We start from the raw sequence: 13,407 nt of genomic DNA on the forward strand, positions 1-13,407 counted from the left end.
AATTACTAGAAATAAAATGAATCTACAGCACCATTTTCTTATCGCCATGCCCTCATTATCTGATCCCTACTTCAAACGCTCAGTTGTTTACATTTGTGAACACAATGAAAACGGGGCCATGGGATTGGTGATAAATAAGCCTATTGAACAAATTTCTGTTCGGAAAGTTCTACAAAAACTGAAAATATCGCCAGAAGATCAGGATGAAAGTATCAATCTAAATAAACCAGTCATGACAGGTGGCCCTCTTGCTGAAGATCATGGTTTTATATTGCACACACCAAAACCAGGTTTTAGCTCAAGTATCAAAATCTCCGATGACACGATGATCACCACATCCAAAGATGTACTTGAAACCTTGGGTACCCCTCGTCAACCCAAACAGGTATTGGTCACGCTGGGGTATGCAAGTTGGGAAAAGGGTCAACTCGAAAAAGAGATAATGGAGAATAGTTGGCTAACAGCAAATGCTGATCCACATATTATTTTCAACTCACCCATCGCGGACCGCTGGCGTGAAGCTGCATCTTTACTCGGCATCAATATCTATAACATTGCCTTACAAGCAGGACATGCATAGATGAGTAACCGTACAATAATGGCTTTCGATTTTGGCACCCGCAGTATCGGCGCAGCTATTGGACAGGAAATTACGGGTACTGCCAGAGCATTAACCTCGTTTAAAGCCACTGATGGTATCCCCAACTGGCAGCAAATCGAAAAATTACTTAAAGAATGGCAACCCGATCTGGTTATCGTTGGCCTTCCTCTCAATATGGATGGTACTGAGCAATTTGTAACAATACAGGCTCGTAAATTTGCAAACCGGCTGCATGGCCGGTTTGGTGTACAAGTTGAACTCCAGGATGAACGCCTGACCACTGTTGAAGCCCGAGCTCATCTATTTGACCGTGGTGGTTACAAAGCCTTAGATAAAGGTAAAGTAGATGCTGCTTCGGCTGTCATTATTCTAGAAAGTTGGTTTGCGCAACATTACTAACAAAAGTCATTGATAGCATTTTCTTTAACCCTCATTTCTTGCTGCTCTGCTAGTAATCCCTGTAATTTACGCTGCTGCCAGCCTTGCTCATAGGTTTGCATCCCACTGGCAGCACCTGTCTGCATAAGCGTTAATATCTGATGATTTTTTCCTTCCCGTATCAGATGACTGACCGCTTGATTAACCACCAATATCTCATACACGGCAATTCGCCCTCCTCCCCGCGCAGAGACTAATTGCTGTGCTATCACGGCCTTCAAACTCCCTGCCAATTGGCTACGTACCCATCCTTTTTCTTCAGCTGAAAAAATATCCACCAGCCGGTCAATTGTCTGTATAGCCCCTCTGGTATGTAAAGTTGAAAATACTAAATGCCCCGTTTCTGCCGCAGTTAACGCCAAGCGAATTGTCTCTTTATCCCGTAACTCACCCAACAACAGTACATCAGGATCTTGTCGGAGAGCCCCTTTCAATGCTTCCTGATAGCTGGACGAATCCAAACCAATTTGTCGTTGTTGTATCAGGCAATTGCGACTACGGTGGACAAATTCCACAGGATCTTCCAATGTAATAATGTGCTGACAGCAGTAACTATTCAGCATATCCACAATGGCAGTTAATGTTGTAGATTTCCCACTACCTGTAGCACCTGTTACCAGGATCAATCCACTTTCTTCTCGCAAAATCATTTCACCGATAATGTCAGGCACTTTTAATTGTTCCAAAGTTGGGCACTGAGATGTAATTAAACGTAAAACTACTGACAACCCAGATTGCTGGCGAAAAAAGTTTCCTCTCAATCGTTGGCCATTTTCTGTCTCCAGCGCAAAATCTACATGTCCACCAGTTAATAGCTGTTGTCGCTGATTTTCTGATAAAAACTGCCAGCACCACTCTTCCAGCAATGCATTATTTACAGATGGCAGTTGAGTTTGCGGATAAAGCACACCATCTATACGTAATACAGGAACTTGCCCAACACAAAGATGCAGATCTGAAGCATTATGCTTTACACTAAGGGCCACTAACTTATCCATATTCATTTTTTAATCTCCTGAGTCACTATGAACAATATTGAACAAAATTTACAAGATGTCAGGACCCACATAGCCATTGCCGCACAGAAATGCAAACGCGCTCCAGAAGAAATTACCCTGCTTGCAGTCAGTAAAACCAAGCCTGTGGAAGATATCGAAAAAACAATAATTGCCGGTCAGCGCCAGTTTGGTGAAAATTACGTGCAAGAAGGGGTAGAAAAAATTGCTCATTTTGCAAATCATGATGATCTGGTATGGCACTTTATCGGCCCATTACAGTCTAATAAAAGCCGATTGGTAGCAGAAAACTTTGACTGGTGCCATACCATTGACCGCCTAAAAATAGCACAACGGCTGAACGAACAACGCCCAGAAGGAATGAAACCGCTGAATATTCTTATTCAAATAAATATCAGTGATGAGCAGAGCAAATCAGGTATTCAACTTAATGAATTACCAATGCTGGCAGCCGAAGTGAATAAACTTCCCAATGTGAAGCTACGCGGTTTAATGGCAATACCCGCACCAGAATCTAACTATGAGAGACAATTAGTGGTTTTCAGGCAAATGGAACAAGCTTTCCTTAATCTGAAAACTAAATATCCTCAAATAGATACCCTTTCAATGGGGATGACTGATGATATGGCTGCTGCTATCAACTGTGGTTCCACATTAGTACGAATCGGGACGGCAATTTTCGGCTCACGTCAGTATCACAACTAACCATTTCAATGCGACGAGGTACTCAATGGAAAAACGTAAAATCACCTTTATTGGTGCAGGAAATATGGCTCACGCCATCATTGCTGGATTAGTAAAAGGAGGTTATCCCGCTGAGCTGATTAATGTCTGTGCACCAAGTAATACTCGCCGTGATGTACTGGCAAAAGAATATGGCGTCAACAGCAGCAGTGATAATATTCGCTACGCACAGGAAGCTGATGTTATTGTTCTGGCGGTAAAACCACAAGTGATGGCAGATGTTTGCCAACCTCTAAAAGATCACGTGGATTTCAGTAACAAGCTGGTTCTGTCTATCGCATCAGGCATTCCTGTTGCACGTTTTAATGTTTTATTACAAGACAAACTCAATATTGTCCGTATTATGCCAAACACCCCCGCATTGGTTGGTCAGGGATTGAGTGGATTATTCGCACCTGAACAAGTTCGCCAATCTGACCGAGATTTTACTGAAATACTGATGAACAGTGTCGGTAAAACCTGCTGGGTAAAGGATGAAAACAGTATTAACGATATTATTGCCGTAGCAGGCAGTGCCCCCGCTTATTTCTTCCTGTTTATGGAGTCAATGCAACAGGAGGCAGAGCGTTTAGGTTTTGACAGTGAAACAGCCCGTGAAATCGTTTTGCAAACGGCGGCAGGTTCTGCGGCACTGGCCGCATCAAAGGCAAATCTCCCTTTTGCAACCCTGCGCGAACAGGTAACATCTAAAGGCGGCACTACTGCGGAAGCATTACGTATTTTTTATGAAGGCAAATTGCCGGAAATCGTATCCAATGCCATGCAGGCAGCTATTCGCCGGGCACAGGAAATGGAAAAACAATTTTAATCTTATCAGGGCTGCTAAATGCAATTTTTAACCTTTATTCTATTCACAGTTTTGGATTTATACATCGCTGTTTTATTACTTCGTGTATGGATGCAATGGGCGCGTTGTGATTTTTATAACCCATTTGCCCAATTTATTGTGAAAATAACTCAACCGATCGTTCGGCCATTACGCCGGGTTATACCGGCTATTGGCTCGCTCGATACTGCTTCCATAGTTGTCGCTTACGTTCTGGTATTGTTTAAATTAATCATGCAACTTTGGTCCAATACCGGTACGGTTACCTTCCTCACACTTTTCATCCCAATCGGGTTAATAGAATTGCTGACAGCAGCCGGTAAACTGGTATTTTGGTTAGTACTGGTACGTGCTTTACTAAGCTGGATAAGCCAGGGACGCAATCCGATTGACTATGTTCTCATGCAACTGACAGAACCACTAATGGCTCCTATTCGCCGTATTATCCCGGCAATGGGCGGCCTCGATTTCTCCGCGATGATCGTCATTTTGATTCTCTACGCACTGAACTACCTCCGTGCTGATGTTATCTCATGGCTAATACAGTAAATAAGAATTTAAATTAGGTTCAAAATGATGCAAAAAGTTGTTCTGGCAACCGGCAATCCCGGAAAAGTTCGTGAACTGGCGCAATTACTGGCTGATTTTGGTCTGGATATTGTCGCTCAAACTGAGCTAAACGTAGATTCTGCCGAAGAAACTGGGCTAACATTTATTGAAAATGCCATTCTTAAAGCTCGCCACGCCGCACAAGTTACCGGCCTGCCAGCTATTGCTGATGATTCCGGCTTATCCGTAGATATTCTTGGTGGTACTCCAGGCATCTATTCAGCCCGCTATGCAGGTGAAAATGCCACTGATCAGCAGAATCTGGAAAAACTGTTAGATACGTTGAAAGATGTTCCTGATGATAAACGTCAGGCTCAGTTTAACTGTGTGCTGGTTTATATCCGCCACGCAGAAGACCCAACACCGCTGGTATTTCATGGCCGTTGGCCGGGTGTCATTGCCCACAAGCCTGTTGGTAATGGCGGTTTTGGTTATGATCCCATCTTCTACGTACCGGAACTAGGCTGTACTGCGGCTGAGTTAACTGGTGAACAAAAAAATACCGTTTCACACCGTGGGCAAGCACTGAAAATGATGTTGGATACACTGCGTGATGCTTAAACTTCCACCACTAAGTCTTTATATCCATATTCCGTGGTGTGTACAAAAGTGTCCTTACTGTGATTTCAACTCTCATGCACTGAAAGGTGATGTTCCGCATCAAGAATATGTTGACCATTTATTGGCAGATCTGAAAGCAGATCTGCCAATGGTCAAAGGACGGGAAGTTACCACTATCTTTATTGGTGGTGGAACCCCCAGCCTACTCAGTTCACAAGGGATGCAACAATTACTGGATGGTGTTCGTACTCTCCTACCGGTATCGACACAAGCTGAAATTACTATGGAGGCCAATCCGGGTACGGTGGAAGCCGACCGTTTCAGCGGTTATCAGCAAGCAGGTATTAACCGAATATCCATTGGCGTTCAAAGTTTCAGTCCAGATAAACTGGTACGCCTTGGCCGTATTCACGGGCCAGATGAAGCCAAACGAGCAGCACGTTTAGCCGCTAGTCTGGGGCTACGCAGTTTTAATCTGGATTTGATGCATGGTTTGCCAAACCAAAGCCTTGATGAGGCACTGGATGATTTACGTCAGGCAATCGCATTATCACCACCGCATCTTTCATGGTATCAGTTGACTATTGAGCCAAATACCAGCTTTGGTTCCCGCCCTCCGGTTCTGCCTGATGATGATGCGTTGTGGGATATTTTTTCACAAGGTCACCAATTGCTGACAGCAGCGGGTTATCAGCAATACGAAACTTCTGCTTATGCCAAACCAGGTTACCAATGCCAGCATAATCTCAACTACTGGCGCTTTGGGGATTACCTTGGTATTGGCTGCGGTGCTCATGGAAAAATCACATTTGAAGATGGTCGTACTCTGCGTACAGTAAAAACCAAACATCCTCGTGGATATATGCAGGGGCGCTATCTGGATAAACAAAATCAGGTAGAAAATGAAGATCGGCCATTTGAATTTTTTATGAACCGATTCCGTTTACTAGAAGCAATGCCAAAACAAGATTTCAGTGATTTCACTGGATTATCTGAAGTTTCAATCCGCACCCCAATAGATCAAGCCTTAGCCGCAGACTATCTTGCTGAAACAGCAACACATTGGCAAATTACGCAGAAAGGTAAATTATTCCTGAATTCATTATTGGAGCTATTCCTTTAACACAAAATTATCCCCGAAGAATTCAGATTCACAAAGATCATCTGGTGCATGAAAGGGTTTCAAATCTATTCATAATACATTTATCCCTACTGGGCTTCAGTGGGGATTCCCAGACAGTAAGACTGATTGCTCAGTATCAGATTACTACTTCAGCGAGGCTAATTGTCCTACTGAAATTCCTCGCCTTCCTGATATCAGAGAAGTACCCTTTTGGCGAATTGATAACGCTCCTAAGATTAAAATGCTCAATATCTCAATGAATAAAGATAATAGGGTAATGCCCTAAAAATCCCCGTTCCCAACAGTTAAGCAAACAAATAACCACAAATGGCTTTAATACTTAGTCAAAACTGATGCATTTAATATAGGAAATTAGTCATTACTGTAACCACAAATTAAACAATATATAATTTACAATTCAATTAAATCATTAATATTAAAATAATAATTCAATTATCAACAATAAAAGGCTAATATATAGAAAAGAAATTGAAAAACAATCATTCCAAAGCAATAACATAAACATCTTTTAATCCTTCCTGCAACTATATTTATCCACGTGGACAATAGTTAATAATGATCATCAACAAACGTATTAATTCCAATAAAATAAAATTAAAAAATATATTTACCGCAAGATTAAAACCATAAATTTTTAATATATGTGAATTACGACACAATAATATCATTTAAATTATCTCAAATACGACTATATTTAATTTGTGCTTAGTTACATTTCTATTTATAAGCACGAACATTTTAAAAAATCATTTTTAATTTCACTTTGCTTGGGGTAAAAAATGAATATTGAAAATAAAGAAATGTTATATACCTTGTCCAAAGAAGACCTAGCCACAGAACTAACTCCGTATTATCAAGATTTTTATGATCAACTTTCCGATCATCAAAAGGAAAATATTAGTTTTGACATGGTTGTAAATGATGCTTACAAGAGATTGCATTTTAATAATTCAGCTCCAACTGACACTGATGGAAGATTAAAATTAATAGAGTACGCAGGAGTATCTCCATGCACTCTTGCAATTGGTACTGTTGTCGCAGGTGCTTTTAAACTTGCATTTAAATTCATGGGTATACATGAATCCGAAAGAGAATCAGCCACACAGATATTATTGAAAAAATTAGGTCATGATGCTATACATGAGTTATTTACTATAGTTCATGACCTTAAGAATTCGAATTCTATTACTGATAAATCAAAGCATACCTGGTCATTAATTTCTGCAGTTGAAAATAAGATAGGTATTTCTGGAATAACTAATTGCTTAAAGGAGTCAATGCACTGGTACGACTGGGTTATTACTGGAATAACTGCAATAGCACAATTAACTATATGGTTTGCTACAGGTGGAGCTGCATTTATTGCAGAAATAGCACTAGCTGGTCCTGCTATAGCCAGATTGGTACTTGACTCTGTAAACGCAGTTAATACTTACTCATAAAATATTTATCTGTAATCTCATTTCATTATCAAGGAACTTATTATTTATTATAAGTTCCTTTCAATATAAATATCATTTTTATATCACAAATGTAAATAGGTTAAATACTAAATATATAAAATTAATAATGATTACTGGCCATCTATTGAATATGAAATTATAACATTCCCTCTGGTTATTATTTTATATTTCACCAAGTGGAATAACCCAGAATTTCACAAAAACCTTCGCTTTAATTTTCATTGCTGAAAATAAGAAGATAAATAAAGCCTCATAATAATACACTTGCTTTATTTGAATACTCAATTTGGTTATATATGAAAAACCACCCATAACAGACTTATTATTTAAACTAACTCAATCCTTTATTTAGCAAATACTGAAATAAACCAAAGCCAAATGAAATACTTAAAAGAAAGAGAGCCTGATAATACCTGACAGTAAATTATATCAACTGGCATTAATCCTGACAGTTACCAGTATAATAACCGATAACTGTCAGATCAGAACCACTATATTGTAGAATTTTAATCACTGCTACAAATTCAACATGATCAAAGTGGCCTGATTAAAGGGCATCCTCAACAGCATTGATTTGTGCCATTAGGCTTTCCAAACCGCCACCAGACAAGTACCACAGATCAGATTTCAGATAAGTAATTTTGCCACTTTTATACGCTGAAGTGGATTTTATTTTATCATCTTCAAACTTTACTTTATCCAGCTTACCCGCACCAATTGCTTCACTGCGGTCAATAATTAAAATCACATCCGGATTAGCCTTAGCGATCATGTCAGAAGTCACTACAACGCGTTGAGTTTTATCCTCAGAAGCAGGAATAGGTAATTCCGCTTTTTGTGCCTTAACCACGTCAAACACGACACTCTGGTTATTCAGTATTAACTTATCTGCGTTATGCAATAATACTAAAACTTTCTCATCAGAAGACTTAGCTTTGTCCTGAGCTTTAGCAATTACTTTTTCCAACTCAGTAATCTGCTCTTTCGCTTCACTCTGTTTGCCAAACAATTCACCTAATAACTTTAGGTTACCTTCAACTGAAGCCAAGTAGTTTTTGCTATCGGTTCCCAGATTAATTGTTGGTGCTATTTTGGACAGCCTTTCGTAGAAAGGCCCTTGACGACCAGTGATAACAATCAGATCCGGTTTAAGCTGAGCTAATTTTTCCAGATTTGGCTCTTTTATTCCACCCGCACTTTCTACTCCTTTAGGCAGACTATTACGGATATATTCAGGTGTATTACCAGTAGGTAATGCAACAACCCGATCTGATAGACCTAATTTAACCAGTGAATCATAAGTACCGAAATCAAATAAAACGACTTTCTGAGGATTCCTTTTAACCTCAGTTTCACCAGAGAGATGTTTAACTGTAACCTTATCATCAGCCTGAGCTATAACAGCATTTGGAGTGAATACAGCAGACGTCTGACTCACTGCGGAATGGCTTGCAACAACAAATAATGAAGCCAGAACAACAGGAATTATCTTTTTCATATATCGCGCCCCAAGAAAAATATTAATAAGAATTTGTATTCTAGGTAGCAAGAAAAATATGTCAATACAAATAAGAATCAATTTGAAATTGATTCTTATTTGTCATTATTGATGATTATTTAATAGAGTTAAGTAATTCAATTCGCTGTTGTTCAAGAGTACTCACTTTACCGCAAACCTTTTTACCAAAACGCTGGAAATCTTCTTCTTGTACTTTCCATTCAGCTTTCAAATTATTCTGCAATCCACCTAAACTACCCAGCAAAGATTGTAGCGCCTGATTATTATCACCATTCAGACTAAACTGTTTATTACCAATCTCATTAATGCTGTCCTGCAAAACCCCACCAAGGCTTTGTTCAATTAAGCTACGACTATCTTTTTCAACTTGCTTAATTGCCTGATGATGGAATGCCATACCATCCGAACGGATTTCAATAATCTGGTCTATCTGCTTATTCAGCCCTGATTCGAGTTCAGACAATCGGTTACGCACATTACTATCCTTACCCATAGTATCAACCACAACTTTGTCCAAGGATTTACGGGCAGTTATCAAATGGTTGCTTGTCTCTTGTTTTATCCAGGGTAAATCCTGCCGTAAAACCTGCTGATAACGTCGTGCTTTCTGACGCTGCTCAGTATTTAAGTTCAGGTTCTTACCGTCACGGATAATCGAGCCATCAGGTGAAATCTGGAGATTGCCACTTGCTCCCACAACCTGAACTGATTTAGGCGTGATAATAATGTCATTCTGTGGGTTTACCTGGCATTCATAACGTGCCTGGGCTTGAGCAACAAATAGCAAAGATACAGCAATGATAGTTTTGCGTAACATATTTTCTCCTAAGAAAACCACCTGAGAGTTAAAAAACAGATCGCCCGACACGATCGGCTAACAGTTCTAAGGCAGCACAACCCGCTAAAGAGTTCCCCGATCGATCCAATTCCGGTGACCAAACAGCAACCGTCAATTCTCCCGGCACGACACACACGATCCCACCGCCAACGCCCGATTTTCCCGGCATACCAATTCTGAATGCAAATTCACCTGAACCATCATACATACCACAGGTCATCATCAGCGCATTAATCTGCCTAGCCTGACGTGGACTTAAAATCTGTTGTTCAGAACCTATCGTACTCCCCTGATTCGCCAAATAAATGAAACACCTGGCAAGTTCAATACAGTTCATTTTCAAAGCACAATAATGGAAATAAGTTTGCAGTACAGCAAGCACATCGTTATCGAAATTACCAAAGGATTTCATCAGATAGGCAATCGCCGCATTTCGGTGAGAATGTTCCATTTCAGAACGGGCAACTTTGTTGTCGTAACAGATATCAGAGCAACCAGCAAGTTTACGTACAACCTCCAGCATGCGTTGCTTAGGTGCACTCAACCGCGACTGCAACATGTCACACACAATTAACGCACCCGCGTTAATAAAAGGGTTACGAGGTTTGCCTTTTTCCAGTTCTAACTGAACTAATGAATTAAATGGCTGACCAGAAGGCTCCTGTCCGACCCGCTGCCAGATTTCCTGCTCCTGATAACGTGTCATCGCTAAGGTCAGGCTCAATATCTTAGAAATAGACTGAATCGAAAAACGCTTTTCAGCATCTCCGGCATGAAATATCTGCCCATCAATGGTGCAGATAGCTATTGCCAGGTTATCAGCGCGAACCTCCGCCAGTGCAGGAATATAATTTGCCACTTTCCCTTGGCCAATCAGGGGGCGAACTTGTCGCAAAATATCCGACAATAACGTGTTAGAGAACGTTGTACTCACTGATTTTACTCCTGACAGGGGCACCTATTATAAGGTGCCCCTGTTGTTATTCACTCAGGCTATTTTACAGCGATATGTTACTCAATCCCACCAAACATCAAACAATTCAGAGGTCATGACATCTTCCATACCGCGATCCTTCAGCCATTTCTCAACCAATTGGCGGTGTTCTTCTGTACACATACCAATTTTTTGCAGGCAGATTAAACCTTCCCAATGCAGGTAACCACTGGCATCCAGTGCTAAACCATTAGATTCAATCAGCTCATCAATAAATGCATCCACAGTGCTGTCAATCACATCTATAGGTGTATTAGACGGAAAGCTCCACTTAACAGAAAAGCCCATTTCTTTGAATTCATCAATGTGCATCTTTTTACGCAAACGACGACTGCGGTTTTTAGCCATTACTTAACCCTCTTAAACATGATATCCCACACGCCATGCCCCAACCGCTGACCGCGCAATTCAAATTTTGTTACCGGGCGTGAAGATGGACGCGGCACATAATCACCATTCTCAGACAAATTAAGGTAATTATCCACGCCATTCATCACTTCCAACATATGTTCAGCATATGGCTGCCAATCAGTCGCCATATGGAATACACCACCCACTTTCAACTTGCTTTTTATCAAGTTAGCAAATGGCGGCTGGACAATCCTGCGTTTATTATGACGCGCTTTATGCCACGGATCTGGAAAGAAAAGCTGTACCATTTCCAAACTGTTCTCCGGGATCATATTCTCCAGCACTTCAATAGCGTCATGACACATCACCCGCAAGTTACTGATATTTTCACCTTCAGCAGAAGCCAAGCAAGCACCGACACCAGGTACATGAACTTCAATCCCAAGAAAGTTTTTTTCGGGATTCTGGCTTGCCATAGTGACAAGTGATGCTCCCATGCCAAAACCAATTTCCAGTACAATGGGGGCTTCACGCTCAAAAAGTGCCTCCATATCCAGCTTTTCCGCCTGATATTCAACACCCATTTTTGGCCAGAGATCATCAAGTGCTTGTTGCTGACGATTAGTTAACCGGCCTTGACGACGAACAAAACTCCTAACACGGCGCAATGGCCTGCCATTTTCATCAAATTCCGGCGAAATTACGTTATTTATCATGATATTTCTGTCAGTTTTAAAGGCATTTATTCAGGCGCTTATGGCTGCTTTACCGGCAAACCACCTAAAGAGAGCGCATTATCCAAAGATGGGCGATTTTAGCAAGTCCAATAGTGACAAGTACAATTTTAATCCCAGATTGCGCAGTGCCGCGAAAACAAAATTCCGGTTTACAGCGAGGTAACACTATGTTGCAATCCTGTTCACGAAACACTGATTTTCCCTAAAGATAATTATCCCAATGATGGAAGCAAAGCAATTCTCCAAAGTGGTACTGGATTGGTACTACCTTTACGGTCGTAAAACCCTGCCCTGGCAACTGGAAAAGACGTCTTATCACGTCTGGCTTTCAGAAGTGATGTTACAACAAACTCAAGTTGCAACAGTCATTCCCTATTTTCAGCGTTTCATTTCACGTTTTCCGGATGTCGCTTCACTTGCCGCCGCACCGCTTGATGAAGTCCTTCATTTATGGACTGGCCTTGGTTACTACGCTCGTGCCCGCAACTTACATAAAGCAGCACAACAAATCGTGGAACGGCATCATGGCAAATTCCCGACAACATTTGATGATGTCGTTGCCTTGCCTGGCGTCGGTCGTTCAACAGCCGGTGCAATCCTTTCGCTTTCTCAGGGTAAACATTTCCCTATTCTTGATGGCAATGTTAAACGAGTACTGGCTCGCTGTTACGCGGTGGAAGGCTGGCCGGGTAAAAAAGAGGTTGAAAACAGCCTTTGGCAAACCAGCACCAATGTAACACCAGCAAAAGAAGTGGAATATTTTAATCAGGCAATGATGGATTTAGGGGCAATGGTTTGTACTCGCAGTAAACCAAAATGCGAAATCTGCCCGTTGAATCAAGGATGTATCGCTTATGCGAACCATAGCTGGACAAAATACCCGGGTAAAAAACCTAAACAGAGCATTCCTGAGAAAACAGCTTATTTCCTACTGATGCAAAATAATGACTCTGTCTGGCTGGAACAGCGCCCACCAACCGGGATCTGGGGTGGTTTATTTGCATTTCCTCAATTCGAAAGTATAGATTCACTGAATGACTGGCTGGAACAATCAGGTATTTCTCACAGCAAACATGAGCAACTCACCGCATTCCGCCATACATTCAGCCATTTTCATCTGGATATCGTACCGATAAAAATAAATATTTTATCTTTTGCTGCCTGCATGGATGAAAATAAAGGACTTTGGTATAACTTACAGCAACCCGCGACTGTTGGGTTGGCAGCTCCAGTTGAATATCTGTTGCAACAACTGAGCTGAACCCCATACCCACTATATTTGAGGATTTATTATGAGCAGAACTGTTTTTTGTACTTTCTTACAACGCGAAGCCGAGGGGCTGGATTTTCAGCTTTATCCGGGAGAGTTAGGCAAACGCATTTTCAATGAAATTTCCAAAGAAGCATGGGGACAGTGGATGAACAAACAAACCATGCTAATCAATGAGAAAAAGCTTAACACCATGAACCCGGAAGATCGTAAATTACTTGAACAGGAAATGGCTAAATTTCTGTTCGAAGGTCATGATATTCAAATTGATGGATATACCCCACCGGAAAAATAAT

At 41.0% G+C, this 13,407-nt stretch carries 16 protein-coding genes; 10 read left to right on the top strand and 6 right to left on the bottom strand.

Going from position 1 to position 13,407, the window contains the following annotated elements; all coding sequences use genetic code 11:
* The first annotated feature begins 16 nt into the window (after nucleotides 1-16).
* Both C5469_RS10420 and ruvX read left to right on the top strand, forming a co-directional pair.
* Nucleotides 17-580, top strand: a complete 564-nt coding sequence (locus tag C5469_RS10420; RefSeq protein WP_015835397.1) for a YqgE/AlgH family protein — start codon at nucleotides 17-19, stop codon at nucleotides 578-580.
* The gene (gene ruvX / locus C5469_RS10425) at nucleotides 581-1,000 is read left to right on the top strand and encodes a Holliday junction resolvase RuvX (protein ID WP_166305815.1); all 420 of its coding nucleotides are present in this window, start codon (nucleotides 581-583) and stop codon (nucleotides 998-1,000) included.
* Here the strand turns inward: ruvX and C5469_RS10430 are convergent.
* Nucleotides 997-2,043 (bottom strand): type IV pilus twitching motility protein PilT, encoded by a 1,047-nt coding sequence (locus tag C5469_RS10430; protein ID WP_166305818.1) that lies wholly within the window; start codon nucleotides 2,041-2,043, stop codon nucleotides 997-999. The genes ruvX and C5469_RS10430 overlap by 4 nt on opposite strands.
* A 21-nt stretch (nucleotides 2,044-2,064) precedes the next feature.
* Here C5469_RS10430 and C5469_RS10435 point away from each other — a divergent pair, with 21 nt between their 5' ends.
* The 6 genes from C5469_RS10435 (at nucleotide 2,065) to C5469_RS10460 (ending at nucleotide 7,381) form a co-directional block, all read left to right on the top strand.
* Nucleotides 2,065-2,760: a YggS family pyridoxal phosphate-dependent enzyme gene (locus C5469_RS10435; protein WP_166305821.1), complete on the top strand. Its 696-nt coding sequence runs from the start codon at nucleotides 2,065-2,067 to the stop codon at nucleotides 2,758-2,760.
* 25 nt (nucleotides 2,761-2,785) lie between these two features.
* On the top strand, nucleotides 2,786-3,607 hold the full coding sequence (proC, locus tag C5469_RS10440; RefSeq protein ID WP_166305824.1) for a pyrroline-5-carboxylate reductase: 822 nt from the start codon (nucleotides 2,786-2,788) through the stop codon (nucleotides 3,605-3,607).
* Nucleotides 3,608-3,625: 18 nt separating this feature from the next.
* Nucleotides 3,626-4,174: a YggT family protein gene (locus tag C5469_RS10445; protein WP_166305827.1), complete on the top strand. Its 549-nt coding sequence runs from the start codon at nucleotides 3,626-3,628 to the stop codon at nucleotides 4,172-4,174.
* A gap of 27 nt (nucleotides 4,175-4,201) precedes the next feature.
* On the top strand, nucleotides 4,202-4,795 hold the full coding sequence (locus C5469_RS10450) for an XTP/dITP diphosphatase (protein WP_166306087.1): 594 nt from the start codon (nucleotides 4,202-4,204) through the stop codon (nucleotides 4,793-4,795).
* Complete coding sequence (hemW, locus tag C5469_RS10455) at nucleotides 4,788-5,918, top strand: radical SAM family heme chaperone HemW (RefSeq protein WP_166306090.1); 1,131 nt, start codon at nucleotides 4,788-4,790, stop codon at nucleotides 5,916-5,918. Before C5469_RS10450 ends, hemW begins: the two co-directional genes overlap by 8 nt.
* Nucleotides 5,919-6,718: 800 nt before the next feature.
* Nucleotides 6,719-7,381, top strand: coding sequence for a hypothetical protein (locus C5469_RS10460; RefSeq protein ID WP_166305830.1), 663 nt, complete (start codon nucleotides 6,719-6,721; stop codon nucleotides 7,379-7,381).
* A 568-nt stretch (nucleotides 7,382-7,949) separates the two neighbouring features.
* Here the strand turns inward: C5469_RS10460 and C5469_RS10465 are convergent.
* The 5 genes from C5469_RS10465 to trmB all read right to left on the bottom strand — a co-directional run bounded on the left by C5469_RS10465 (nucleotide 7,950) and on the right by trmB (nucleotide 11,820).
* Nucleotides 7,950-8,900: a siderophore ABC transporter substrate-binding protein gene (locus C5469_RS10465; RefSeq protein WP_166305833.1), complete on the bottom strand. Its 951-nt coding sequence runs from the start codon at nucleotides 8,898-8,900 to the stop codon at nucleotides 7,950-7,952.
* 115 nt (nucleotides 8,901-9,015) lie between these two features.
* A complete protein-coding gene (locus tag C5469_RS10470) occupies nucleotides 9,016-9,738 on the bottom strand; it encodes a YggN family protein (protein ID WP_166305836.1) in 723 nt (240 codons plus the stop codon).
* Between the two features lie 28 nt (nucleotides 9,739-9,766).
* Nucleotides 9,767-10,693: a glutaminase B gene (gene glsB / locus C5469_RS10475; protein WP_339414072.1), complete on the bottom strand. Its 927-nt coding sequence runs from the start codon at nucleotides 10,691-10,693 to the stop codon at nucleotides 9,767-9,769.
* Nucleotides 10,694-10,774: 81 nt separating this feature from the next.
* Entirely contained in the window at nucleotides 10,775-11,101 is a 327-nt protein-coding gene (locus C5469_RS10480) for a YggL family protein (RefSeq protein WP_166305842.1), read from the bottom strand.
* Nucleotides 11,101-11,820, bottom strand: a complete 720-nt coding sequence (gene trmB, locus C5469_RS10485; protein WP_166305845.1) for a tRNA (guanosine(46)-N7)-methyltransferase TrmB — start codon at nucleotides 11,818-11,820, stop codon at nucleotides 11,101-11,103. The genes C5469_RS10480 and trmB overlap by 1 nt, the downstream gene beginning before the upstream one ends.
* 241 nt (nucleotides 11,821-12,061) lie before the next feature.
* Here trmB and mutY point away from each other — a divergent pair, with 241 nt between their 5' ends.
* Together mutY and C5469_RS10495 are read left to right on the top strand one after the other, a co-directional pair.
* Nucleotides 12,062-13,102 carry an A/G-specific adenine glycosylase gene (gene mutY / locus C5469_RS10490; protein ID WP_166305848.1) on the top strand — a complete coding sequence of 347 codons (1,041 nt, stop codon included), beginning with the start codon at nucleotides 12,062-12,064 and terminating at the stop codon, nucleotides 13,100-13,102.
* 31 nt (nucleotides 13,103-13,133) lie between these two features.
* Entirely contained in the window at nucleotides 13,134-13,406 is a 273-nt protein-coding gene (locus C5469_RS10495; protein WP_166305851.1) for an oxidative damage protection protein, read from the top strand.
* The last annotated feature ends 1 nt before the right edge of the window (nucleotide 13,407 follow it).

The sequence above is a fragment of the Photorhabdus cinerea genome, from assembly GCF_011189575.1.
GTDB lineage: Bacteria > Pseudomonadota > Gammaproteobacteria > Enterobacterales > Enterobacteriaceae > Photorhabdus > Photorhabdus cinerea.

Excerpts from the sequence above, each read along its gene's own strand:
- C5469_RS10420 (WP_015835397.1), top strand. The coding sequence starts at position 17 with ATGAATCTACAGCACCATTTTCTTATCGCCATGCCCTCATTATCTGAT.
- ruvX (WP_166305815.1), top strand. The coding sequence starts at position 581 with ATGAGTAACCGTACAATAATGGCTTTCGATTTTGGCACCCGCAGTATC.
- C5469_RS10430 (WP_166305818.1), bottom strand. The coding sequence starts at position 2,043 with ATGAATATGGATAAGTTAGTGGCCCTTAGTGTAAAGCATAATGCTTCA.
- C5469_RS10435 (WP_166305821.1), top strand. The coding sequence starts at position 2,065 with ATGAACAATATTGAACAAAATTTACAAGATGTCAGGACCCACATAGCC.
- proC (WP_166305824.1), top strand. The coding sequence starts at position 2,786 with ATGGAAAAACGTAAAATCACCTTTATTGGTGCAGGAAATATGGCTCAC.
- C5469_RS10445 (WP_166305827.1), top strand. The coding sequence starts at position 3,626 with ATGCAATTTTTAACCTTTATTCTATTCACAGTTTTGGATTTATACATC.
- C5469_RS10450 (WP_166306087.1), top strand. The coding sequence starts at position 4,202 with ATGCAAAAAGTTGTTCTGGCAACCGGCAATCCCGGAAAAGTTCGTGAA.
- hemW (WP_166306090.1), top strand. The coding sequence starts at position 4,788 with ATGCTTAAACTTCCACCACTAAGTCTTTATATCCATATTCCGTGGTGT.
- C5469_RS10460 (WP_166305830.1), top strand. The coding sequence starts at position 6,719 with ATGAATATTGAAAATAAAGAAATGTTATATACCTTGTCCAAAGAAGAC.
- C5469_RS10465 (WP_166305833.1), bottom strand. The coding sequence starts at position 8,900 with ATGAAAAAGATAATTCCTGTTGTTCTGGCTTCATTATTTGTTGTTGCA.
- C5469_RS10470 (WP_166305836.1), bottom strand. The coding sequence starts at position 9,738 with ATGTTACGCAAAACTATCATTGCTGTATCTTTGCTATTTGTTGCTCAA.
- C5469_RS10480 (WP_166305842.1), bottom strand. The coding sequence starts at position 11,101 with ATGGCTAAAAACCGCAGTCGTCGTTTGCGTAAAAAGATGCACATTGAT.
- trmB (WP_166305845.1), bottom strand. The coding sequence starts at position 11,820 with ATGATAAATAACGTAATTTCGCCGGAATTTGATGAAAATGGCAGGCCA.
- mutY (WP_166305848.1), top strand. The coding sequence starts at position 12,062 with ATGATGGAAGCAAAGCAATTCTCCAAAGTGGTACTGGATTGGTACTAC.
- C5469_RS10495 (WP_166305851.1), top strand. The coding sequence starts at position 13,134 with ATGAGCAGAACTGTTTTTTGTACTTTCTTACAACGCGAAGCCGAGGGG.